The sequence below is a fragment of the Phycisphaeraceae bacterium genome (genome assembly GCA_020851465.1).
Classification (GTDB): Bacteria; Planctomycetota; Phycisphaerae; order Phycisphaerales; family Phycisphaeraceae; genus JADZCR01.
The window spans coordinates 201,384-224,641 of sequence record JADZCR010000003.1; the positions used below are offsets into that span (position 1 = coordinate 201,384).

The 23,258-nt window shown below is 58.2% G+C and carries 19 protein-coding genes and 1 pseudogene; 13 read left to right on the plus strand and 7 right to left on the minus strand.

Features of this window, described 5'->3' with window-relative positions:
• Positions 1-49: 49 nt before the first annotated feature.
• Positions 50-169: pseudogene (locus tag IT444_04215) on the plus strand (prepilin-type N-terminal cleavage/methylation domain-containing protein).
• Positions 170-900: 731 nt separating this feature from the next.
• On the opposite strand, the gene IT444_04220 reads toward IT444_04215, so the two are convergent.
• Positions 901-1,866, minus strand: a complete 966-nt coding sequence (locus tag IT444_04220) for an MBL fold metallo-hydrolase (protein MCC7191970.1) — start codon at positions 1,864-1,866, stop codon at positions 901-903.
• 112 nt (positions 1,867-1,978) lie between these two features.
• On the opposite strand from IT444_04220, the gene IT444_04225 reads away from it, so the two are divergent.
• Entirely contained in the window at positions 1,979-2,599 is a 621-nt protein-coding gene (locus IT444_04225; protein MCC7191971.1) for an OmpH family outer membrane protein, read from the plus strand.
• Positions 2,600-2,744: 145 nt separating this feature from the next.
• Entirely contained in the window at positions 2,745-2,915 is a 171-nt protein-coding gene (locus IT444_04230) for a hypothetical protein (protein MCC7191972.1), read from the plus strand.
• Between the two features lie 83 nt (positions 2,916-2,998).
• Here the strand turns inward: IT444_04230 and lpxD are convergent, their stop codons facing one another.
• The 6 genes from lpxD to IT444_04260 form a co-directional block, all read right to left on the minus strand.
• Positions 2,999-4,066: a UDP-3-O-(3-hydroxymyristoyl)glucosamine N-acyltransferase gene (gene lpxD, locus IT444_04235; GenBank protein MCC7191973.1), complete on the minus strand. Its 1,068-nt coding sequence runs from the start codon at positions 4,064-4,066 to the stop codon at positions 2,999-3,001.
• A gap of 119 nt (positions 4,067-4,185) precedes the next feature.
• Positions 4,186-5,865, minus strand: a complete 1,680-nt coding sequence (locus tag IT444_04240; protein ID MCC7191974.1) for a molybdopterin-dependent oxidoreductase — start codon at positions 5,863-5,865, stop codon at positions 4,186-4,188.
• A 162-nt stretch (positions 5,866-6,027) separates the two neighbouring features.
• Positions 6,028-7,050 carry a Gfo/Idh/MocA family oxidoreductase gene (locus IT444_04245; GenBank protein ID MCC7191975.1) on the minus strand — a complete coding sequence of 341 codons (1,023 nt, stop codon included), beginning with the start codon at positions 7,048-7,050 and terminating at the stop codon, positions 6,028-6,030.
• Positions 7,043-7,816 (minus strand): amidohydrolase family protein, encoded by a 774-nt coding sequence (locus tag IT444_04250; GenBank protein ID MCC7191976.1) that lies wholly within the window; start codon positions 7,814-7,816, stop codon positions 7,043-7,045. The genes IT444_04245 and IT444_04250 overlap by 8 nt, the downstream gene beginning before the upstream one ends.
• Complete coding sequence (locus IT444_04255) at positions 7,813-8,556, minus strand: amidohydrolase family protein (protein MCC7191977.1); 744 nt, start codon at positions 8,554-8,556, stop codon at positions 7,813-7,815. Before IT444_04255 ends, IT444_04250 begins: the two co-directional genes overlap by 4 nt.
• Complete coding sequence (locus IT444_04260; protein MCC7191978.1) at positions 8,553-9,587, minus strand: hypothetical protein; 1,035 nt, start codon at positions 9,585-9,587, stop codon at positions 8,553-8,555. Before IT444_04260 ends, IT444_04255 begins: the two co-directional genes overlap by 4 nt.
• A gap of 249 nt (positions 9,588-9,836) precedes the next feature.
• Between IT444_04260 and IT444_04265 the strand changes: the two genes are divergently transcribed.
• The 10 genes from IT444_04265 to IT444_04310 all read left to right on the plus strand — a co-directional run bounded on the left by IT444_04265 (position 9,837) and on the right by IT444_04310 (position 23,226).
• Positions 9,837-11,996, plus strand: a complete 2,160-nt coding sequence (locus tag IT444_04265; GenBank protein MCC7191979.1) for a glycoside hydrolase family 15 protein — start codon at positions 9,837-9,839, stop codon at positions 11,994-11,996.
• Between the two features lie 191 nt (positions 11,997-12,187).
• Positions 12,188-13,951, plus strand: a complete 1,764-nt coding sequence (tadA, locus tag IT444_04270; GenBank protein ID MCC7191980.1) for a Flp pilus assembly complex ATPase component TadA — start codon at positions 12,188-12,190, stop codon at positions 13,949-13,951.
• Between the two features lie 179 nt (positions 13,952-14,130).
• Positions 14,131-15,255 carry a type IV pilus twitching motility protein PilT gene (locus IT444_04275; GenBank protein ID MCC7191981.1) on the plus strand — a complete coding sequence of 375 codons (1,125 nt, stop codon included), beginning with the start codon at positions 14,131-14,133 and terminating at the stop codon, positions 15,253-15,255.
• Positions 15,256-15,798: 543 nt separating this feature from the next.
• The gene (tadA, locus tag IT444_04280) at positions 15,799-17,535 is read left to right on the plus strand and encodes a Flp pilus assembly complex ATPase component TadA (GenBank protein MCC7191982.1); all 1,737 of its coding nucleotides are present in this window, start codon (positions 15,799-15,801) and stop codon (positions 17,533-17,535) included.
• Between the two features lie 69 nt (positions 17,536-17,604).
• Complete coding sequence (locus IT444_04285) at positions 17,605-18,891, plus strand: type II secretion system F family protein (protein ID MCC7191983.1); 1,287 nt, start codon at positions 17,605-17,607, stop codon at positions 18,889-18,891.
• A gap of 62 nt (positions 18,892-18,953) precedes the next feature.
• Positions 18,954-19,457, plus strand: a complete 504-nt coding sequence (locus IT444_04290) for a type II secretion system protein GspG (protein MCC7191984.1) — start codon at positions 18,954-18,956, stop codon at positions 19,455-19,457.
• Positions 19,454-20,131 carry a prepilin-type N-terminal cleavage/methylation domain-containing protein gene (locus IT444_04295; protein ID MCC7191985.1) on the plus strand — a complete coding sequence of 226 codons (678 nt, stop codon included), beginning with the start codon at positions 19,454-19,456 and terminating at the stop codon, positions 20,129-20,131. The genes IT444_04290 and IT444_04295 overlap by 4 nt, the downstream gene beginning before the upstream one ends.
• A gap of 1 nt (position 20,132) precedes the next feature.
• The gene (locus tag IT444_04300) at positions 20,133-21,068 is read left to right on the plus strand and encodes a prepilin-type N-terminal cleavage/methylation domain-containing protein (GenBank protein MCC7191986.1); all 936 of its coding nucleotides are present in this window, start codon (positions 20,133-20,135) and stop codon (positions 21,066-21,068) included.
• Positions 21,065-21,931, plus strand: coding sequence for a prepilin-type N-terminal cleavage/methylation domain-containing protein (locus IT444_04305; protein ID MCC7191987.1), 867 nt, complete (start codon positions 21,065-21,067; stop codon positions 21,929-21,931). Before IT444_04300 ends, IT444_04305 begins: the two co-directional genes overlap by 4 nt.
• Positions 21,928-23,226, plus strand: coding sequence for a prepilin-type N-terminal cleavage/methylation domain-containing protein (locus IT444_04310; protein ID MCC7191988.1), 1,299 nt, complete (start codon positions 21,928-21,930; stop codon positions 23,224-23,226). Before IT444_04305 ends, IT444_04310 begins: the two co-directional genes overlap by 4 nt.
• Positions 23,227-23,258: the final 32 nt, after the last annotated feature.

Consider the following 23,258-nt stretch of genomic DNA (forward strand, 5'->3'; position numbering starts at 1 on the left):
CCGCTATTGATGCTGACCGCACGAACTGACACGCTTTCCGGACAATCCCATGCTTCGTCGTCGCAACCCTGGCTTTACGCTCATTGAATTGCTCGTTGTCATCAGCATCATCGCGGTACTCATCGGCATCCTGCTCCCAGCGATGAGCGCAGCTAGAAAGACCGCACGGCTCACACTCTGCGGCGGCAGCCTGCATCAGTTGGGTATCGGTATCGCTGCTTACGCGGTGGACTACCGCTCGCTGATTCCGCGCGGCCCCGACTCGCTGAACAATGACTTCGGCGTGCCCTACCCGAACATGACCGACAGCCGGATCTGGATTCAACCGTCCAACTACGGCGCACACGGCACCCTTTTGCAGGGGTACCTGGAAGACAAACGAGCCATGTTCTGTCCGGGCGACGACACCATCGACCCCGTTCAGGAAATGGCCCGTATCGGCAGCCCCGTCAACCACGCCTACTCGTCCTATCTCTATCGGCAACTCGACGAAGGCGCGGGGCTGTCGGGCGGCGGTGCGCCGGGTCCGGGGAAAATTGATGATCTGGGCCGAAACTCCCTCGATAAGCCCGCTCGCGCGCTTGCGCTGGATTCCAATTCTCTGATCACCAGTTTTCCCGACGCCTACCGCACGAATCACGACGACAAGCAGGTCAACATCCTCTATCTCGATGGGCACTCCAGAACATACCGGAACCCCAACGACATCTTCACCATGCGAGAGTCCGACGCTGCGTCATTCCGGTTTGAGGAACGCTTAAACGAGATCATGCAGAACGCAGACCATGTGGAGCACGGCGACCTGTCGTCCGTGCCTGTGCCATAGGGGTTGAAACTGCTGCGCTCACAAGCGGGACGATCCCACGGTCATCGCTGATGACATCGCAGCTAAGCGGCACGTTAATACGTCAGGTGCATCTGTCCGCTGCGTGACGACGGCGAATCACCCGCAACCGTGAACCAGCGTGTTCGTCGTCGCTGCTCGGATAGCGTCACTCGCGCCGCGACCCGTTCATCCTGCGCGAACACCTGCTTCACAATCTCCGGGCAGTTGCATTGCTGACTGCGGTGCAGCAGCACGATATGTCGAGGTGTGACTCCTCGCGGACAACGGCGTACCAGTTCGCGGACCGCTTCATAGCACTGTTGATTGGATAGATGGCCGGCCTGTCCCATGATCCGACGTTTGAGAAATAACGGACGATTGCTGTGGAGCTGCATCGGAGGGTCGTAGTTACTCTCAATAGCCAGCAGATCCACACCCGTGAAGCGTTCCAGTAATTCACCGGGAACATGCCCAAGGTCCGTAGCGTAGCCCAGTGATCCCGATGATGAAGCGATATGGAAGCCGCTGGTGCCTTTGGTGTCGTGCGCCAGCCGGATCGGCGAGACGGCCAGACCGGGAATCGGCTCGAATGATTCGTCGCTGAAGGTCTCAAGAAGTCCAGCCTTGCGCATTTCATCGCTGCCGGGGATTTGTGCCCACTCCTCCGCGTGCCAGCGGTGCAGATAGACCTTGATCCGCCATCCGATGAGCGTTGGTATCCAGTTAGGTCGAAAGTGGTCACGGTCGAGATGCGTCAGACAGAGAGCGCGAACCGCATCCAGACTCACTTTCGCCTGAATGAGTCGGCGTGTGGTGGTCAGCGGCCCGAAGCCCGCATCGATGAGGATCAACTGATCCTCCATCCGCAAAACGGCACTGTTTCCACCCGACCCGCTGCCCAGAACGCAGAGAGACAAGCGCGTGTCGCGTGGCCGTGTCTGCGTCAACGACTTCGAGACAGAGCGCAAAACCACCTCCGGGAATGGTTCGGCCATGTCCTGCGTGAAAAGCCCAAGCTGTGATTCGGCGCCTGCCGACATCCTTGTCTCCAGCGCGCATGGCGATTTTCAGTTGCGGCGGCACTTGCTCATCCGGCGCGACGAACTCTATCCTACAACGAAACCGGGGACTTGCCTCGTGAAAGGAAGCGACATGCTGCGCATCACCATCTCATCCCTTCTGCTCATCGCCCTCTGCGGCCTGACCGCATGCGGAGGTAATGAAGGTTCCGCCCATGCCGAACCCGGTCGAGTGGCGGTGCTGAACATCCTCAAAGTATCTGACTCGATTGGTCGCGGAAAAATCATGCAGGCAGCGATGAACAGCGCCAATCAGGAAATTACCGCCAAGCTCCAGGCGATGGCACAGGAATTTGGCCGACAAATGGAGGCTGAACGTGCCAAAGTCAGCACTGCTGACGACATGCAGCGACTTCAACATCTGGATACACAACTTCAGCAGCGGCTTCAACAGGAAATGGCTAACGGCCGGAGCAGAATGGCCGCCCTGAGCCAGACCCTCACCGCACAGCTCCGCGCGGATGTTCGGCCCTTCGCCAAACGCATCGCGGAGGAACACGGCATGACCCTCGTCATGGAAGGGAATGAAGGCATGATGTACATCGCAGACGACTGCGAAATCACGGATGAAGTCATCAAAGCAATGCGGGAGGCGGGCTTTACCGAAAAAGGCAGCCCGGAATCGGCCGGGGGAACGGCCTCCATACCTAAGACACATCCAGCACCTGCAACGCACCCTACATCCACACCCTGACAGCCACGGTTGCCTTACTCGTCATCAACCGCACCGACGATACGGACGGTACGCGCGATTGTGAAAATCCGTCGTTGCTCACAGTGACACGCGCACCGCGTGATGGCTATGCCGATGACTCCCGTGGAGGCACGGGAGCCTTGTGATGAACCGACGAGCCGCCTGGGTCGTGCTGGTCATTGCGATGATGACTACTACTGTCGGATGTATTTCACGGCGTGAGCCGGACGTGGTGGTAACGCCGAGCTTTTCCTACCTGCAACCTGCGCCGGTGCCCGGCAGCACCATCGCGGTGGTGACCCAATCGCAACGATAAAGGCACGCTTTCCGTGAGTGCTTGCCGCTCCGCTCAGATTTCAGAGTGCCTCCGACCGAGACGTATTGCGTGAGTAAGCAGCTTCAGGTCGCGGAGCGCTTGTTGAGTTGCTCTTCCAATGCAGCGATACGCTTCTGAAGTTTGCGGAGTTCCTGCTGCATCTCCGGCAGGCGCATCGCGGCGAGTGCCTGACGTTTGGCCTCGCCGAGCTTGATCGCCGGCGACCCGCCGTATTCCTGTCCGCCCTCAAGATCCGTCATCACACCGGATTGAGCAGCGAGTTTGGTCATCGCGCCGATTTTGAGGTGTCCCGCGACGCCGACCTGCCCGCCCATCACGACATAATCGCCCGTTTGCGTGGAACCCGCGAGGCCGACTTGCGCGACGAACAGATTATGCCGTCCCACACTCGTGCCATGGCCGATGGCGACCAGGTCGCTGAACTTGGTGCCGCGACCGATCCGGGTCGATCCGACCGTCGCGCGATCGATCGTACATCCAGCCCCCATCTCCACGTCATCTTCGAGCACCACATTTCCCACCTGCGGGATCTTGTGATGAACGACTTCACCCCGTGCATCCTTGTGTGTCGCGTAGCCGAAGCCATCCTGTCCGATGACGCAGCCGGCATGCAGAGTGACACGGTTTCCCAGCTCGCACTTGTCGTAGATGGTGACGTTTGGATAAAGCACGGAGTCATCGCCGACAACCGCATCCTTGCCGATGTAGCAGTGAGGATAGATCACACAGCGATTACCGATGCGAGCGCGCGGGGCGATGTAAGCGAACGGCCTGATTGTGCAAAGCTCGCCGACCTGCGCCGTCGAGTCGATGTAAGCCTGCGGACTGATCCCCGGGGCGGGATGCTGTCGGTAGCCATGCAGAGCTACAACCGCCTGTCGAAAAGCAAAGTAGGGATCATCCGCCACGAGCAGCGTACGTTCACCGGCTTGATCGGCATCTGCGGCGGAGACGATGATCGCTCCGGCTTTGCTGGCACTGAGCAGCTTCACATATTTGCGATTTGAGAGAAAGCTCACCTCATCAGGTCCGGCGTCTTCCAGGCCGGCACAACTCCGGACGGAAAGAGAGCCATCACCTCGAACGGCGGCACCGATCTGCTTCGCAAGTTCTGTCAAGGTCGTCGGCATGAGTGTCGCGGATTCCTCAAAGCCGGGCGTGATCGTGCAGAGACGAGGTCCTGAAATCAAAACCGGCAGAACTCATCACGCTCCGTATTCTCTCTCTCCGCACACAGACAAGGGCGGGGTCAAAGCTCCACGTATTCCAGGCTCGCCTGTTCCTGCGGCTCAGCAACGGGATGGTGTACCTCGGTGGTAAAGACACCGCCCATCTCTTCACGGACTTTGGCTGCATCGTAAATCGTGCGAGATGCCAGACCGCACGCCGCCATCAGATCGAGCGCGATCTGCCCTTCGCTTCTGGCTAACTCGATCACAGGGATTGCCTGCTCGAAGCTCTGTAAACGATTCGTCGCATTTTCAAAGGTACCCGCCTTTTCCACCCACGTCGCGCCCGGCAGCAGCACATCCGGCTTTGCGGATAAATCGCTCGGCAGAGTGTCGATGAGGATGAGGGATTTCTTGGCAACCGCGGCGGTCAGTTCCTTGGTCGTCCAGGCACTGCCGTAGTTGCCGGTCACAATCACGCCGGCGGTCTTGGTCGCCTTGTCGCCGACCTTGGCGATGAACTCTTCAAACTTGAGGACCGACCCGCCTCCGGCAGCGGTGAGCAATTCCAATGCTCGACGGACACCACGGCTGTTGGGACATTTCTCCGCGTAAACCGTGTAGCCGCCGGGGAATTTTTTGTCGGTGCCGCTGATGGGGATCGGCCCAATACCCAGAACCGCGTTGGGGTCCAATCCGCGCACCAGTTTGCCCAACAGGTAAGCCTCCTCGCAGGAAAGCATCGGGCTTACAAGTAGTGCCAGGGAACCGTTGCCCTTTTCCCTGACCACAGCCTTGAGCTTGTCGCGTGTCTCGTCGTAGGCGCGGCTCCAGTCGCACTCAACCTGCGAACCGTACTGCATGCGGGCCGGACTGCGCAGCCGATCCTCGCGGTGAACGAACTTCCAGCCGTAGCGGACTTCATCGCTGATCCACCACTTATTGACCGCCGGGTTGGTCCGCGGCTTGAAGCGGTACACCCGCCCTTCGTTGTGATCGATGCGGATGTTGTCGCCGCTGGCGGTGACTCCATCGATACTCGGTGTGCCGCTGAGGAACCACACCCGCTGCGCGAAGAGGAAGTCCTTGTCGAGCAAAGCTCCTACCGGGCAGAGGTCAACCACGTTGACCGATAGTTCGTTAGCCAGGGGCTTACCCGGAAAGACGTCGATCTGTTCCTTGCTGCCGCGTCCCATCACGCCAAGCTCGCTGGTGCCGCTGACTTCCTTGGTGAAGCGCACACAGCGTGAGCACATGATGCAGCGATCGGAATAGAGAACGACATTGGGGCCGATGTCTTTCTTGGGCTTCTTTTCCTTGGACTCGCTGAAGCGGGACTCGCTCCGACCGTACTTGTAGCTGTAATCCTGGAGATAGCACTCGCCTGCCTGATCGCACACGGGGCAGTCGATCGGATGGTTGATGAGCAGATATTCCATCACCGCCTTTTGATTGGCGATGGGCTTAGGTGAGTTGGTGTAAACCACCATGCCGTCCGCAGCGGGTGTCTGGCAGGTCGGATGGAGCTTCGGCGCACCAAACGGAGTCAGTTCCGGTTTGTTGTCGTTCTTCGGGTTCGGCTGGGCGATTTCCGCCAGGCAGATGCGGCAGGACGCCACGATCGAGAGGCCCGGATGGTAGCAATACGCAGGCAGGTCAAATCCCGCCTCCTGCGCGATCTGCATGATCATTTTGGGACGCTCGCCTTTGGCGGCCGGCTCAAAAGTAATTTCTTTTCCGTTGATCGTGATTTTGGCCATGAGAATATATCCGAGGCGCAACGCGGCGCAGCTCCAAGAGGAGAAACTTTAGCATATTTTGAAAACCAGTCGCGAGTGGATGACCTCCTCTCATCAACTCACTCACTCCCGGCGGGTATCAATGGGCCTTCACAGCAGACGGCAACATCATCTGGATTATTCTCAGACACGTTGAGACTCGAAACTCCGCACCGCAACCGGCTGGCCGGTCGCAACGGATTCCTCCGCAGCCGTGGTTGCCGCCAGTGCATCCCAACCGCGCTGGATCGGGGCGGTCAGCGATCGACCCGCATCGATCGATGCGGCGAATCCGTCAAGCTGCCGCGCCCACGGCTGCGATAACGGGCTGAGTTGAAATGGTTCCACCTTATTCCGCGTGCGCAGCTCTCCCATCCCCGCGGAAAGGTCATAGCGCAACGAACCGCCGCGAGCTTCGATGGACACTTCACAGGGTAAAAATGCCGGTAAAAACCACGCGACCTCTACCTCCAGCACCGAACCATCAGCCATGTCGTATCGCGCCAGCCAGACGTTGGGGCCGGCGAAATCAGGTTCCGTCTTGATCGCACGGGCCTGCACCTGTGTGTAAGGCGAGGCATTCCAGTGTTTGACGAAATCGACGACATGCGAACCTTCATGCGTAATCGCCGCGCTATGCCGGAGAATCTGCTGAATGCGGTTGAAGTGCTCCGTGTTGGAGCGATCCACAATTTCATCACGAAGCGCGACGCGATAAAGGGCTGGCGTGCCCAGTTGCCGTGCCATCTGGCCCAGTCGATGAATCGGGTCCGCGTAGCCGAACACAAAACCGATCTGATAAACCCCTTTGCTCTCTTCGACGACTTTGATGAGCCTCTTGGCGTCGTTGAGATTGGTTGCCAGGGGTTTCTCGTCAAGCACCGGCTTGCCGTAACGAAGAAAGTCGATGGCGACATCGACGCTCACTTCCGGGTGCAGAGCTAGAATGACCGCGTCAATATCCTTACGGTTGAGCAGGAGACGGTAATCGTTGCATGTCTCGACACCGCCGGCTTGCGCGGCAAGCAGCTTGGTTCGTTCAGGTCGATTGTCGCAGAGGCAGGCGATTTTGAATCGCTTGTGCGCCAGCAGTGACGGCACGTGGCCGGTCTGGGCGATGTCGCCGCAACCAATCAGAGCAACACGATGAACTTTTTCCTCAGCCATGCGCTAGCGGCCTCTGGTCAAGGTGCAACAGTCCTGCCGCGGTGCGGTACAGCACCTGATCGAGCGTATCGGCATCAAGCCCTGCCTGCGTCGCGTCGTCCATACGTTCCGCGACGAGTTGCCATTCATCAAGCCCCCCATCCGAACCCCAGAGCACTTTCTCCGCCCCGGCTGTATCCACCAGGTAGCGGAGATCGCTGACCTTGGGACCGCACAGGCACGCATAAAGGTTCGGAATATCACGGGCGAGCTGCCCAGCGGCCACCACATAGTCAGCCAGCCCGGAGTGCCCAAGCACAACCTTGCATTCAGGAACCCAGCGTGCGGTCTCGGCAATCTGAAACGTCGTCGAATAAGGCGGCGTGCCGTCGTGGAACAGCACCGGCAGGTCGTGACGCGCAGCTATCTTCAAAATCTCCACCATGGTCGTCTTAACGATCGACGGTGCGAATGCCTGACACCACGGATGAAACTTCACTCCACGGAAGAGAGGGTTGGCAAGGCAACGCTCAAGCTCCTCGATGGCCGGGTTACCGAGTTTCGGATCAACGGTGATGAACGGAACCAGCCGTTGCGGATGTCTCGCCGCGCCAGCCGCCAGAAAATCGTTGTGCGGCGGGCACGGCTCGTAGAAACCCATCAGTGTGAAGATGCAGGAAATCCCGATCCCCAGGCGGTCCATCGTGCCCATGAAGTTCGGCTCGCTCTGGAGAGGCGATTGAAACCAGTGCTGAGCGAAATGAGTATGAAAATCAATGATCTTCATGGGTTGAGCCTGAAGAATCTCACTGCATTATCAAAGAAGATCATGCGGTGTTGCTGCGGGGTGATGCCCTGCCGCTCCAGGGCACGCAGTACGGTGCTGTATGAGTTTCGCGGTTCACCGCCGGCAAAAAGAACGCGATCCGGCCCATGCGATTTGAGAATCTTTGCCAAGGCACTGGACCAGATCATCGATGTTTCCAGCCAGAGATTCGTCACGCTTTCAAACACCATGGGCAGCTCAAACCACATATCGGTGAAGCCCGTCCACCCGGCGACAAAGCGTCCCTGCGGGTGGCGGCGCGCCACTTCACCGACAGCCAGAATGTCAGCGTAGCAGTAGGTTCCGGTGTGGAACATCACCGGCCAACCGGATTCAACGGCAAAGGTGATCGAAGCCTGGGCAATCGGCTCAATCGGCATGAATCCCTGTCGCGCGGGATTGAGAAAAAGCCCGACAGCACCGCGATCACGACAACGCTTGAGTTCCTCAATGGCTGCGTTGCCATACCAGGGATTCACCGTCACCCATGCTTTGATGCGCGGGCTGGCGGTAAGCAACCGGTCATTGCCGGATCGGTTGTTGACGACCAGTTCATCCCCCATCGGCCGGGCGATCGCTATCGCTACATTGTGAGCGTCCATTCGGCGGAGCAACTCGTCAACAGTCAGCGTGTAGGGATATTCGGCACCCAACAGCGCGTGGCTGTCGATGATCGGATAGCGAAATGAGGAGTCACTCATCGCCGCGGCTCCACGCCAAAACCGACACCTCGCGGAAGCTCCACACAACCATCACGAAAAGTCAGTGCGGGTGTGGTGGACGACTGGCCGTAGTACATCGCGCCGGGCAAATCACAAGCAAGACGCTGTACGGGAAAAGCACTCAGTGCGCCGGCGAGCGTAGCCATCGCGGCCTGTCCCAGATCCGTTTCCAGATTGCTGCCGATGGCGCAGTATTTCCCCGCCTTGGCTGCGGTGTTAGCCATTTCGAGCGAGTGTGTGAACCCGCCATTCTTTCCGGGATAGATCGAAAGCAGATCAAACGCATCGAGGGCTATCGCCTCGTCAAGCTGCGCCGGAGAGAAAACCCCCTCATCAATCAGGATCGGCACCGGCGCGATGCGTTTGCGCACCCGCGCAAGCATGGAAATCCGTTCACGCGGGGTCGGCTGTTCCACCAGTGCCAGATTAAACGGCAGCAGCGCTTCGATGGCACGGACCGCGGCGTCTTCGCTTGGATATCCGCCATTGGCATCAATGGTGAAAACCGGAGCGCTGCCCAGCTCATCGCGCACCGCTTTGAGCCGCGCCACGTCGTCAAACTGCGCGACTCCGGTCTTAAACTTGAGCGTGCGGACGCCGGCATTCCAAAACTCCCGCGCAATCCGCACGGTATTGGGCACGTCGTAACATCCCACGCTCGATCGTGTGGGGATGGTCTCAACCACTTTTCGATCGGCAATCAAGTCGGCGATACGGCGGTTCTGTGCCTTGGCGTACAAATCCCACATGGCCGTGTCGAGGCCGGACTTGGTAAATGGTGCGCCGTAACAGAGGCGGTCCAGCACGGCTACGGCTTCACGAGGATGAGCGAAACTCCTGCTGATCAACGCTGGCGCAAAGAGTTGCTCGATCATCGAGACACCCGCTTCCGCCGTCTCGCCGCTCCAGAGTGCCATCGTGGCGCACTCGCCGTAACCTCGCCGACCATCGGTATCTTCAATCGTGACTTCAACGAACGGCGAGCGATCGTGCTTCCCGGCAGAGGACACGACGACCCTCTCCGGTCTGATGGAATGCACAACAATTCGGCAGGAAATGTGTCGGATGCGAATTTCCACGGGGCGAAGAATAGCGGTGGACGACGGGCAGGACAAATAGCGATCAACATTTACCACGACTTTGCTAATCGCCGGACTTCCTAGATACCACCCCCCTTTCTGGCCGATAAATCCAGACGCAGGTGCGGCCGTCGTGCAGTTATCGGCGGTATGGAACGGCCGCGTCCCCAGGAGCAAGGAATGCCCCGCGATATACCCGTTGGTAATGGTCAGATGCTGGTCACCTACGACCAGTCGTATCAGATTCGTGACTTATATTTCCCTCACGTCGGCCAGGAAAACCACGCCGGGGCGGGGCCTTGCCGATTCGGCGTGTGGTCGCAGTTACTTCGCGGCTCCGAAACCGATCGACGAAAGCGGCGATTGTTCTGGACTAACCAAGGCTGGCGGATTCAGTTGCGCTACCAGCCGGATACGCTCGCCACTGATGCCCTGCTTACGCATGAGGAGATGGGCCTCGAATTGCGCTGCTGCGATGTCGTGGACTTTCACCGACCGATTCTCGTCCGCCGGATTGAGGTCACGAATCTCACCGATCAGGATCGGGAGGTACACCTCTTTCATCATCATGACTTCAATATGTACGGGACCAAGGTCGGAGACACCGCCTACTTCGACCCGCAACTGCGCTGCCTGATCCACTACCGAACGAATCGCTATCTGATGGCGACCTGGCATGCGGACGGCGAGCAACGCATCGACGAATACGCAACGGGGACCGCCGGCTTCAAGGGTGCTGAGGGCACCTGGCGCGATGCAGAGGACGGACACCTGGGGAACAACGGCATCGCTCAGGGCGCGGTGGACTCAACAATGATGCTCCAGCTGGCGATGGGGCCCAACGCCAAGCGCATCGCCTATCTCGTCATCGGAGCGGGCTACAAATACGACGACATCGAGGAACTTCATCGCTTTCTGCACCGTGAAGGGCCGCAGGGTGTCATCAACCGCACAACGTCGTATTGGCGGCTGTGGGTCGGTGCTGCGAAATCAGATTTCCCCGAATCGGGCACCGGCGGGCCAACCGAAGCCGTCGTGAATCTTTTCAAACGCTCGCTGCTGGTGGTTCGTACGCAGATCGACAACATCACCGGGGCGATCATCGCAGCCAACGACTCGGACATCATGCAGTTCAGCCGCGACACGTACAGCTATCTCTGGCCTCGCGACGGCGCTCTGGTAGCCTCGTCGCTCGATGCTGCGGGATTCCCGGATGTGGCGCGTTCGTTCTATTCACTCTGTGCCAAGATCATCACCGAGCAGGGTTATTTCCTGCATAAATACAACCCCGATTGCAGCCCCGCCTCAAGCTGGCATCCGTGGGTGAGCATGGGTAAGCCGCAACTGCCCATTCAGGAGGACGAGACCGCGCTAGTGCTCTGGGCATTGTGGAAGCACTTTGTTCGTTACCGGGATATTGAGTTTGTCAGGCCGCTGTGGATGAATCTCATCACTCGTGCCGCGGATTTTCTCGTGCGTTTCCGTGATCCCGACAGCCACCTGCCGCTGCCGAGCTACGACCTATGGGAAGAGCGATGGGGCATTCACGCCTTCACCGTGGCGACGGTGTATGCGGGACTCGAAGCAGCTCATCAGTTCGCGGTCTGTTTCGGAGATAAGCCCCGCGCTGCGACTTACAAGACCGCTGCTAACGAAGTGCGTGAAGCTTTTTGCTCGCACTTCTGGTCGGCTGAACATGATCGGTTCCTTCGCCGCATCGTACCTCTGGATCACGACCGCACGGCGCGGCTGATGGCCGAAGTCATGGCCGGCCGCGCTCCCAAGCCCGATCAGGCTGAGGGTGCAGTGGACTCCGGCGAACACCCCATCGAACGCGACACCGTGATTGACAGCTCGATGTATGCGATTTTCGCCATGGGTCTGCTGGACGTTCACGACACGCGCGTCGAAAAGACGATGCGAGCAATCGAGTCGCGGCTATGGGTCAAGACCGATGTCGGCGGGCTGGCACGCTATGAAAGCGACTACTACCAGGCAGTCACCACCGAATTCAATCAGGTGCCTGGCAACCCGTGGTTCATCTGCACCTTGTGGCTGGCGGACTGGAAAATCGCTCGGGCGAGAACTCAGGACGAGTTGCGGGAGGCACTGCCAATCCTCGATTGGGCGGCAAGCCATGCGTTGCCCTCAGGGATACTCGCCGAGCAGGTTCATCCGAACACCAACGCTCCGTTGTCGGTTTCACCCCTGACGTGGAGCCACGCCACCGTGATCTCAACGCTGATGAGTTACCTGGGCAAGCTGGAGAAGACCAACTGCTGCCCCACCTGCGGCCAACCACGACAGAGCACGGACGGCCATCAGGATGTCGCAGCGTGATCGGCCTGATGATTGCAAAGATATTGAGAATCATAGAAATTCCATTGCGACGAGAGCCGCTTCGTGCTCCGGCGCGATTCTGCGGGCGGTTCGGTTGCTAAATGTAAAGCTGCCGCGATAATAAAGGTGCGTTCACCCGCCTGTGTCATTCCCCGCCGGGGAATCAATAACGACACACCTTCGAGGTTTTGATGGCCCGCACCCGCCGGAAACTCGGTGAAATCCTCAGGCAATGGGGCCGCTTGACCGAGCAGCAGCTCGATGAAGCGCTCAAGATTCAGCAAGGTCAGCGCAGCAAGCGCATTGGCGAGCTGTTGGTCGAGCTTGGCTACGTGGGTGATACCGACGTCGCCAAGGCACTAGCCAGTCAGTTCGACATGGAATACATCGACCTTGACCTGCCCGACGCGGTCAAGAAGGAAAACATGCAGTTGCTGCCGCGTGATCTGATCAAGCGGTATCTCGTACTGCCCATGTCGAAGGAAAATGGCCGGCTCAAGATCATCATCCACGACCCGATGGATCTTGACACGCTCGACAATCTGCGATTCCGGCTCAACTGTGAGCTGGACACCGCGCTGGGGTCGAAGAAGAAAATTCGAGACTACATCGAGCGCGTGCTCAGCGAAACACAGGCGAGCATTGACCGACTGACACAGGATCTGAGCGTGGACGCCTCGGTGGATCGAGGCGCATCGCTGGATGCCGGCGCGTCAATCGACAAGGACGCGGGAGAAGAGACCGCCACTGAGGCCGATGCCGCCCCGATCATCCGATTGGTCAATCAGGTCATCGCCGAAGCTGTGAGTATGCGTGCCAGCGATATTCACATCGAACCTTTTGCCGACCGTGTGCGTCTGCGCTATCGCATCGACGGCGTCTGTCATGAACGTGACCGCATACCCAAGCGCACGCAAGGCGCGGTGGTCGCTCGCTTGAAAATCATCGCCGGCGTGAAGATCGAGGAAAAGCGCATTCCGCAGTCAGGCCGTATCAAACTCAAGATCGAAGACAAATGGGTGGACTTCCGTTTTGAAGTCTGTCCGATGTATCACGGCGAGAGCTGCGTGCTGCGTATTCTCCGGCCGGATTCGGTTCGGCTGGGTCTCGAAAACCTCGGTCTGCGCTCCGACACACTCGATTTGTTCAACAAGGTGATCCGTCGTCCCAACGGCATCTTCCTGGTCACCGGGCCAACCGGATCAGGTAAAACAACCACGCTCTACTCAGCACTCAACGTGCTCAATCGACCTGACAAGAAAATCATCACTGCGGAAGATCCCGTGGAGTACAACTTCAAGGGAATCAACCAGTGCCAGATCAATGAAACCATCGGCCTGACATTCGCCAAGGTGCTCCGCGCGATGCTGCGACAGGCACCCAACATCGTGCTCGTCGGTGAAATTCGAGATAAGGAAGTCGCCGACGTCGCCATTCAGGCCGCACTGACCGGCCACCTGGTTTTCAGCACACTGCACACCAACGATGCGCCGTCAGCCATCACCCGACTGACCGACATGGGCGTCAAGCCTTTCCTCGTCGCCAGCTCGATTCAGGCTGTGCTCGCGCAGCGACTCGTGCGTATTCTGTGTGAAAATTGCAAAGCACCCGACACCAATCCGGACCGTAAATTACTGCGACTCTGCGGTTTTACGCCGCAGGAACTCGAAGGCCAAACCATCTACAAGGCTGTCGGTTGCCCCAAATGCAGTAACACCGGCTATCGCGGCCGACGCGGTATCTATGAAATGATGCTGATGAACTCGGAGATCCGCGAGCTTGCCTTCAAACGGGCACCGTTGAATCAGCTCCGCAGTGCGGCATTGGCTTCAGGCATGCGAAACCTGCTCGGCGACGGCAAACTCAAAATTCTCGACGGGAAGACGACCCCTGATGAAATCTCACGCATTACACAGGTCGAGGGTGTCGTCGATACCGAAGAAGATGCGGCATAACCCACGAAACGAATCATCACCAACGTCAAGGGGAACGAATTCTATCGAGAGCAAGGAGCAAAGATTCACGGGAGCGATTGGTCATGATCCCGCTTTGCAGAAATGTTGATTCAGGTACTTCAGCCAAATGACGCTCCCGCCTCGATAATCTCGGAAACCCGCCAGCCAAGCGAGCCGATATGTCCAGCCTTCAGATTGACCGACTCCTCGAGACCGCCATCAAACAGAAAGCCAGTGACCTTCACCTGGCGGTCGGCAAGCCGCCTACGCTCCGCATGCGTGGACGGCTGATCGAGCTGCGAACCAAAACTCTCGAACCAGCCGATACCGTCGCTCTGATGAAGGCCATCGCCCCTGAACGGGCACAGACCGAGCTTCAAGAAGAACAAGGATCAGACTTCGGTTTCGCGTTCGGCGAAGAAGCGCGTTTCCGTGTTTCAATCTTCAAGCAGAAAGGAAACGTCGGCCTGGTGCTGCGACGTATTCCGACCGGCCTGCTGACCTTTGAGCAGATCGGCCTGCCTTCCATGATCTCGGAACTTTGCCGGCGGCCGCGCGGGCTGTTCCTCGTGACCGGCCCTACCGGATCGGGCAAGACGACGACGCTTGCATCGATGATCAACTACATCAACGAAAACCTTGATCGTCATATCATCACCATTGAAGACCCGGTCGAGTACTACCACCCGCATAAAAAGAGCTTGGTCAACCAGCGTGAAGTCGGCGTCGATGTACCCAGCTTTTCCGAGGCGCTCCGCCGAGCACTGCGTCAAGACCCTGACTGCATGATGGTCGGTGAAATGCGCGACCTGGAGACGATTGAGTCCGCGATCCGGGCAGCCGAAACCGGCCACCTGGTATTCGGCACGCTGCACACCACAGGCGCATCGGGCACGATCAACCGAATCATCGATGCGTTTCCGGTCAACCAACAGGCGCAGATCCGTGTTCAGTTGAGCACGAGTCTGATCTCGGTTCTCAGCCAGCAACTCATGCCGCGGGCGGATAAACCGGGCATGGTGGCAGCTTATGAGTTCATGGTGGTCACGCCTGCGGTCTCAAACCTCATCCGTGAGAATAAAACCTTCCGAATTGACTCGGCGATCCAAACCGGGAAAAAGTTCGGCATGCAGTTGCTTGATGACCACTTATGGGACCTTTACACGCGACAGGTTATCGCTGCGGATGAGATGATCGACAAGAGCAAAAATCCTTCAGCTCTGATCGAAAAGGTCCACGCGGCTGGGGGAACCATCGGCCGTACCGAGCTTGACACCCCCGAAGACCCGGTTCCTGGTGGATAACGCTTTGACGTTAATTCGCCTCCGCCCCCCAGCCTACTTCCATCCTCTGAACCAGCGAAAACCGACACCCGCCTGAGATGATAAATCCAAAAAACGAGCGTAAAACAGATTTTCCAGAAGTGATACAGCTAATCAAGTGTCACGACCTCCTGTTGACTTATTTATAAATTGCTGTATTTGCTATTGAAATGCTATAGAGAAGTAATCTAAACTTCGATAAAACAGTATTCATTCGATCCTTCCCGCCAGTAAGCCTGCCTGAAACATCCGCCTGAAATTACGAATTAGACGCTAAGTTTTGAAAATACGATAGATGCGAATAGGACAATTAGATAACAAACAGATGTAAAAGACGAATATTGAGTGAATTTCGTCGTGAATTACTAAAAACTGGGTCTGTCGTTGCGAGAGTGAGTCATGGCCGAAACCCCGCAGCCCAAAACCGCCCCCACTCCCACCAAGCCTGTCTCGGCTGGTGGTAAACCGGCTTCTCCTGCAGCAGCCGGATCAGGTACTGCTGCCCCCGCCGCCGCAAAATCCGGCATGCCTCCCGTCAGTGAGCTTAAGGGGCGGAAAATTGGCCGCATCCTTACCAAGATGGGTAAGGTTACCCGTGAGCAGGTCAACGAAGCCCTTCAGATTCAGACTCAGCGGCGGCTACCGCTTGGCCAGCTTCTCATTGAGCTTGGTTACGTCACGGACAATGACGTGAACCTTGCCCTTGCCGCCCAGGTCGGCATGGAGACTCAGGATCTCGACCAACTGGAGATTCCTCAGTCGGTCATTGATGTATTGCCCCCTGAAACTGCCATCGCCTATCAGGTGGTGCCGCTGGCGTATGACGCGACTACCAATCCCAAGACGCTGACCGTCGCCCTCAAGAACGCCAGTAACTTCCGCGCTGTGGACGACCTGCGTCTGCTGATGGGCTACAACGTCAAGCCCGTCGTCGCGGACCCGGCGCAGGTCGATAAGCTCATCGCCAAGCATTACTCCAAAGAAGAGGAGTCGCTGGCTGACCTCATCTCCACCATTTCCGGCGATGCAAAACTCGAGGAACTCGCCGACCGCGGCGAATCTATCGACCTTCAGGATCTCATCGATGCGGCTGAGGACAACAAGGTCAAGCGTCTGCTCAACCTCGTGCTCATGCAGGCGATCAAGGACAAAGCTTCGGACGTTCACTTTGAGCCGTTTGAAGACGAATTCAAGATGCGTTACCGCATCGACGGCGTCCTTTACGAGATGATCCCCCCGCCGAAGTATCTGGCGCTGCCGATCGTCAGCCGCGTGAAAGTCATGTCGAACCTCGACATCGCCGAGCGACGACTGCCGCAGGACGGCCGCATCGAGCTGACGGTCGGAGGCAGCCCTGTCGATCTGCGTGTTGCCGTCCTGCCGACGATGTTTGGTGAGTCGGTCGTGATGCGTGTTCTGGATCGCTCGAACGTCGCATTAGACCTGGGGAAAGTCGGCCTTCGCCCCGACGATCTTGAAGTATTCCGGCAACTCATCGGCAAGCCCAACGGCATCGTCATCGTCACCGGCCCGACAGGTTCAGGTAAGACCACCACGCTCTATGCTGCGTTGAACGAACTCAACGTGATCGACACCAAAATCCTCACCGCGGAAGACCCCGTCGAATACGACATCGACGGTCTCTGCCAGGTGCAGATCAACACCGCGGTCGGACTGACTTTCGCCAAGGCACTGCGCAGCTTTCTCCGCCAAGACCCCGATATCGTGCTCGTCGGTGAAACCCGCGACCTCGAAACTGCGCAGATCGCGGTGCAGGCATCGCTCACCGGCCACCTCGTGTTCACCACGCTGCACACCAACGACGCGCCCAGCTCCATCGCGCGTCTGCTCGATCTGGGGCTGGAGACCTTCCTCATCACCGCGACGATCGAAGGCGTCGTGGCGCAGCGACTGGTCAAGAAAATCTGCGCTCGCTGCAAGGAGCCTTACCACCCTTCGGAAGAGCAACTCATGGAGCTGGCCTTGTCGCCTGAGGATGTGCAGGGGCGGCAGTTCTATCGCGGTCGCGGCTGCGATTTCTGCAATCAGTCGGGCTACAAAGGCCGAATGGGCATATTCGAAATCATGACGCTCGATGACACGATGCGCGAGCTGGTGATGCAGAACGCATCGAGTCAGATTCTTCGCGATGAGGCCCGTAAACGCGGGATGCGAACGCTGCGTCAGAGCGGCCTGATGGCGATATTCGACGGCCAGACAACGATCGACGAAGTGGTACGGGAAACGATGGAGGAAACGTAAGTGCGCAGCTCCGCTTAATCACGGAGTTGCGGCCCGGAACGCCAAACTGAACGCCAATAGGAGTCTGCCATGCCAACTTTTCAATATGAAGCACTGAACGAGGCCGGCAAACCGCAGAAAGCGACGATCACCGCCAACAACAGTGAGGACGCGATCGCCAAGATCCGCGCTCAGGGACTTTTTCCCACCGCGGTTCGAGAGCAGAAAGTTAAAAAAGGCAAGCCGGGTTCCTCAACCATTGCCGCCTCCGCTGGCGGTAAGGGGGACTGGAAAAATATCTCGATCAACATCGGCGGCGTCGGCCAGAAAGCACTGACCACCTTCACCCGTCAGATGTCAACCCTCCAGGACGCGGGACTGCCCATTCTTCGCTCGCTGGCGATTCTCGAACAACAGCAGAAACCAGGCCTGTTCAAAAACATCATCAACGGTGTTCACGAGGACGTGTCCGGCGGTTCGACGCTCTCCGACGCGATGGCCAAGCATCCCAAGGCCTTCGATAAGCTCTACACCAAGATGATCGCCGCCGGTGAAGTCGGCGGTGTGCTCGACGTGATCCTCCAACGACTCGCCGAGTTCATGGAAAAGGCAGCCAAACTCAAGAAGCGGATCATCGGTGCCATGATCTACCCGGCCGTGGTGCTCAGCGTCGCGGCTCTGATCGTGCTGGGCATCATGATCCTGATCGTGCCGAAGTTCGAGAAGATCTTTGATGACTTCAATACCACACTGCCGACGATGACGATGTTCCTCATCAACAGCAGCAAGTGGATCGGCGGGCGACTCTATCCCGACCAGATGATTCCGGGCATCGTCTGGATTATCTTCTCGCCGATCGTGGTCTGGCTGGGGCTGAAGTTCGCCAGAAAGACGGCAGGCGGTAAGGCAGTCATCGACGCCGCGACACTCAAGATTCCCGTCGCCGGCAAACTCATCGCCAAATCCACCATCGCGCGGTTTACCCGGACACTGGGCACGCTCATCAGTGCCGGCGTACCCATCCTCGATGCCATCAGCATCACCAAAGACACCACGGGTAATCACGTTTATGCCTCAGCCCTGGGCAAAGTGTACGACTCAGTTCGTCAGGGTGAGAGCTTTGCGGAACCGCTTCGTCAGGCGCGCGTTACCGACGCCATCGTCGTCAACATGATCGACGTCGGCGAAGAAACGGGCGACCTCGACAAAATGCTCACCAAGATCGCGGACAACTATGACGAAGAAGTGGACGTGATGGTCGCCAGCCTGATCTCCCTGCTCGAACCGATCATGGTGGTCGTGCTCGGCGGTATCGTCGGCTTCATCGTCATCGCGCTGTTCCTCCCGCTGGTGAAGCTCATCCAGACGCTGACTTGATCCTGACAGCAGCGCAGAGAAGTTTTGCCCCGGCGACCAACCGGATCAGACAAGGCTGAATCATGAACGATCGTGTGAACAACTTCGAGAAGCCGGCACGCCGACGCGATAAAGGCATGGGCGTGATCGAAGCCGTCACGATTCTCGCGGGAATCGCGGGGCTGATGACCGCGGCTGTGGTGACGAGCAATTCGCTCCGCACCAGCAGTGCCGAGGCCCAGACCCATGCGACGCTCCGCGAGTTGCGACAGGCGTTGATGAGTTATCAGGCCGAGCACAAGACTTTTCCGTCAGGCCCCACCGAACGGGTCATCACAACGCTGCTCCAGTCGCCATCGTCGAGGGTGTTCATGCAGAAGCTGTCGATCAGCTTTGCCGACCGTGATCGACCGACGGTTTACGACGGTTACGGGCGTGCGATCCGGTACTTCGGTCCTGAGGATAAGCCGACGCAGGGAGCTGATTTCGTCTCCGCAGGGCCGGACGGTCGGTTCGGCGATCCATCCCATCCTTCCCCGCTGGGCATTGACGATCTCCGCGGGGTTGATTTCGAGGTGATGCCATGAGCAAACGACTCCACAACCGGATGGAAGCCGCCGAGCACGATCTGTGTCGGCATGGTTTTACGCTCATCGAGACGCTCGTCATCATCGTGATCATTGTGATTCTGGTGGCGGTGCTGGTGGTCGCAGGCACTCGATGGAAAGACAGCGGCAAGGTCGCCAAGACCCGCACCGCGCTTACCGCGCTGCAAGGGCTTGCGACCGAATATGAGGCCACCACGCAGGCGCGGGTCAATACCGACGGCATCACCCCTTTCGATTGGTCGGTCGCGCGATCTCACAACGCCCGCAGTACCAGCGGCGTCATCATCAGCGGCGGTCCGACAGTGATCACCGAGTCGATCTCCAAATTCTGCTTCGCCATCAATCAGATTCCCGGCATCGAAGCCAACTTCGTCTCAGTGGGTAAGGACTTGATTCAGGGTCTGGGTGGTAAGGGAAACCCGGTTTCCACGACGCCGTTTATCCGTGTCGTCGATGCCTGGGGCAACGTGATTATCTACGGCGACGGCGTTAACCCGGTAAGAGAAGCGCCTTTCACGCCCGCGCACAACACCCCGTTCTTCGCATCAGCCGGTCCCGACGGTCAATGGGGCTCCAGTGCCACGGCGAGTCAGGCCAAGGACAACCTGTACAGCTTCGAGATCGACCCAAGCGAAGCCGCGAGGAAACGCTGAAGTGAAAACCACGACGAAGAAAATTTCATTCACCGCTCACCGCCTCGATCCGACGCTGCGTGGGTTCACGCTCATCGAACTGCTGGTGGTGATCGGCATCATCGGCATCCTGGCTGCGACATCGATCCCCTTCGTCCGGTCGATGCAGGAATCGACCAACCTGTCCGCAGCCATCAATGCGGTAAGCGTGGGTGTCGCGGGAGCAAGGTCGTACTCAACCCGAACGGCACCCAAAGCCCGGTTCAATATCGATCTCGACCCCAACACGGCGGGAGATCAGTTCGGCCAATACAGCGGCACGGCGGCCATCTTCACCCCGGCCAATGAAATCCGCCTGGTGGAAAACATCGCCAACGCGGTCAATCACGCCTCACCCGGCGTTCCGGTCGAAACCATCGTGGCCCCGCCCAACGACATGAGCGGCTATCAGGATCTGAAAATTGACTACATCCAGATACCGAGCAACATCGGCGTCGCGGGTGTCACGAGAACCGGTGCCACACCCACATTCCTGCCGCCGCCCTTCGCCATCCGCTTTGATCAAAACGGCACGATGGTCGCGGGCAGCGATGACCAGCGAGTCGTGTACTACGACGGCGACCATGACCATAAGTTCATCACCGATCCGGGTGTAACCGGAGGCAGCCGTGCGAATCCGTTCAGCGGCGGCGTCTATGACGTGAATCAGTGGGATCCGTGGAACCGTTCGTTTGTTGCCGGGACATTCGATACCAACGCAGCTAAGTACAAACTTCCCTTCGAGCGGATTGAAACGGTCGTCGCCGTCGTGGTTTATTCCAAGAGTGATTTCGCCAACGCCGGATTGGACTGGAATGCAGGTCAAGGACCGATCAAGACGTGGCTCGAAGCCCACGGCCGCACGATGTTCTTCAGCCGTTACACCGGTGTCGCTCTACGGGAGTTCACCAACCCATGATTACCCCGCGCATCAAGCCATCCTCGCGTCGGCGTGCTGCATTCACTCTGATGGAAGTGTTGATTGCGATCGGCATCTTCGCTGTGGGTATGGTCGCTGTGGCAGCGGTCTTTCCCGCAGCCATCTACCTTCAGAAGCAGACGATCCAGGATGCGACATCACAACAGGTCGCACGCAACGCGACTGCGATCATGCAGTCCGTTTTGTTCACCTATGACTGGGATGGAACGAACCCCGGCGGAAATCTCGCGGACTACTACACGACGGGGCATGACTTCGGCGGCGTCCAGGCACTCCCCTTCCTGGTTTCAGGCTCCGCAGCAGTCCCCAATGGTTACACGGGTGATACGGTAATGACGACTTCTCCGGCGGTGCCCGCGTTCAGCGAGGACCTGCGCAGTTATCCGTCGTACATCCAGACTTCTTCATCACGAAAATACTTCTGGCAGCCCTTTGTCAAGAATCAGGGCGGCAACCCCGCTTCGACATCCAATCCCTGGGTGTTTTACGTGTTCGTGATGACGAGCACACCCGAAGGCGTTCCCCAGGTTCATACCCAGACGGTCACGGTGGACGCTTCAAATCCCTCGCAATTCAACTTCGGGTCGAACTTCAACGACAATGACAGCGACGGCAACCTCGATTGGCTGCACGCTGGTGACGTGGTGCTGGACAATACCGGGACCATTCACCAGATCACCGAGGCTGCGTCCACCTACATCGTGACCAAGTCCATCATCGTGGGCTCGCCGACCAAGATTTTCTTCGGTCGCGGCCCCGACAACGTGAACTCACGAAACAAGACCAACCCGACCACCCGCATTATTCCCGTGGATGTGGTTGTCAAGGATCCCACGCCATGACGCGGTCAATTTCCCACCAATCCGGTTTTACGCTGATGGAACTGATCGTCGCAACGGCGATCACGGTCCTGATGATCGGCCTGGTCACCAACATCTTCAACAGCACCACGCGCGCGGTCTCGACCGGCACACAAAAGAGCGAGATGATCGGCAAACAGCGCGTCATCGGCGATGGTCTGGAACTTGAAACCCGAAAAAGCTCGACCCGTGCCGCAATGGTCGGGCCTAACAGCACACCCGCCGGCTTCCTTGTAATCCTGCAAAAAACGATTCCAAACATTCACGATACGCTCAAGGATAAAGAAAACGGCGTAGCAACTCATTCTGTCCGCAGCGACCAACTGGTGTTCATCTTCGATCAGGGATTAGGCGGCACCGACCTGCTCCGTCCTGTCTGCCCAGCCTCCAGTACGACATTTGACAGCGATCTGGCCCCGCCTGAGTCACGCTATGTCCGTATCTGGTACGGACACGTCCTGAAAACAAACGGAGCAGGAACCGCAGCGACTGGGCTGGGAGCATCCGGGCCGAATGAGTTTGCCTCCCAGTGGATGCTCGGACGAGAAGCTCTCTTTCTGCGGGGAGGAACGCCGACCGGGGTTTATTCAGCGGGAGCTGCGTACAACGCAAACGTGACTGTTTACAACGAACCGCTGTACAAGGGATATGCCGACATCAGTGCGCAGGACTTGGATGCCTTGACCGGCGCCAGCGGAACACTTGATATCTCAAACGCCGGCACTGCTGCCGCCTATCGTGCCGCAGCCTATCAATACACCTACGGCGATCAGCTACCCTGGGCCAACCCCGCCCCCGGCAACTTCAACTTCGACAGCAGTCAGATCGCGCAGATGCACAGTGCCTTCATGGCAAATGTCAGCGACTTTATCGTCGAGTTTGCGGCTGATATTTCAGATGACCTGCCTACCGTCGCACCCGACGGCCAACCCGATGGTGAACCCGATCGTGACACGGTAACCGGTGATATCAAGTGGTATAGCGGTATCGCACACTCCGGCAGCAGCGACGATCCCATGACCTATGTGCCCGGTTCTTATGCCGCAGCTGAAAGCGGCAGTCTGCCCGCCAATGCGGATGCGGCCTTTGTGTGGGGGCACACCGGCAGTGCCGGCGCGGTGGCGTTTGGATCAACTACTAATGTCTGGCCGTACATGCTTCGCATCCGTTATCGCTTGCACGATCAGCGCGGCGAACTCATCGGACGCGAGCTTTCCACCAGTCAAAAGGAACTGGGCCAGTGGTACGAAATCATTGTGCCTGTGAATCGTGACTGAGCGTCGGGTCCGCACCTGGCGAAAGGATATGC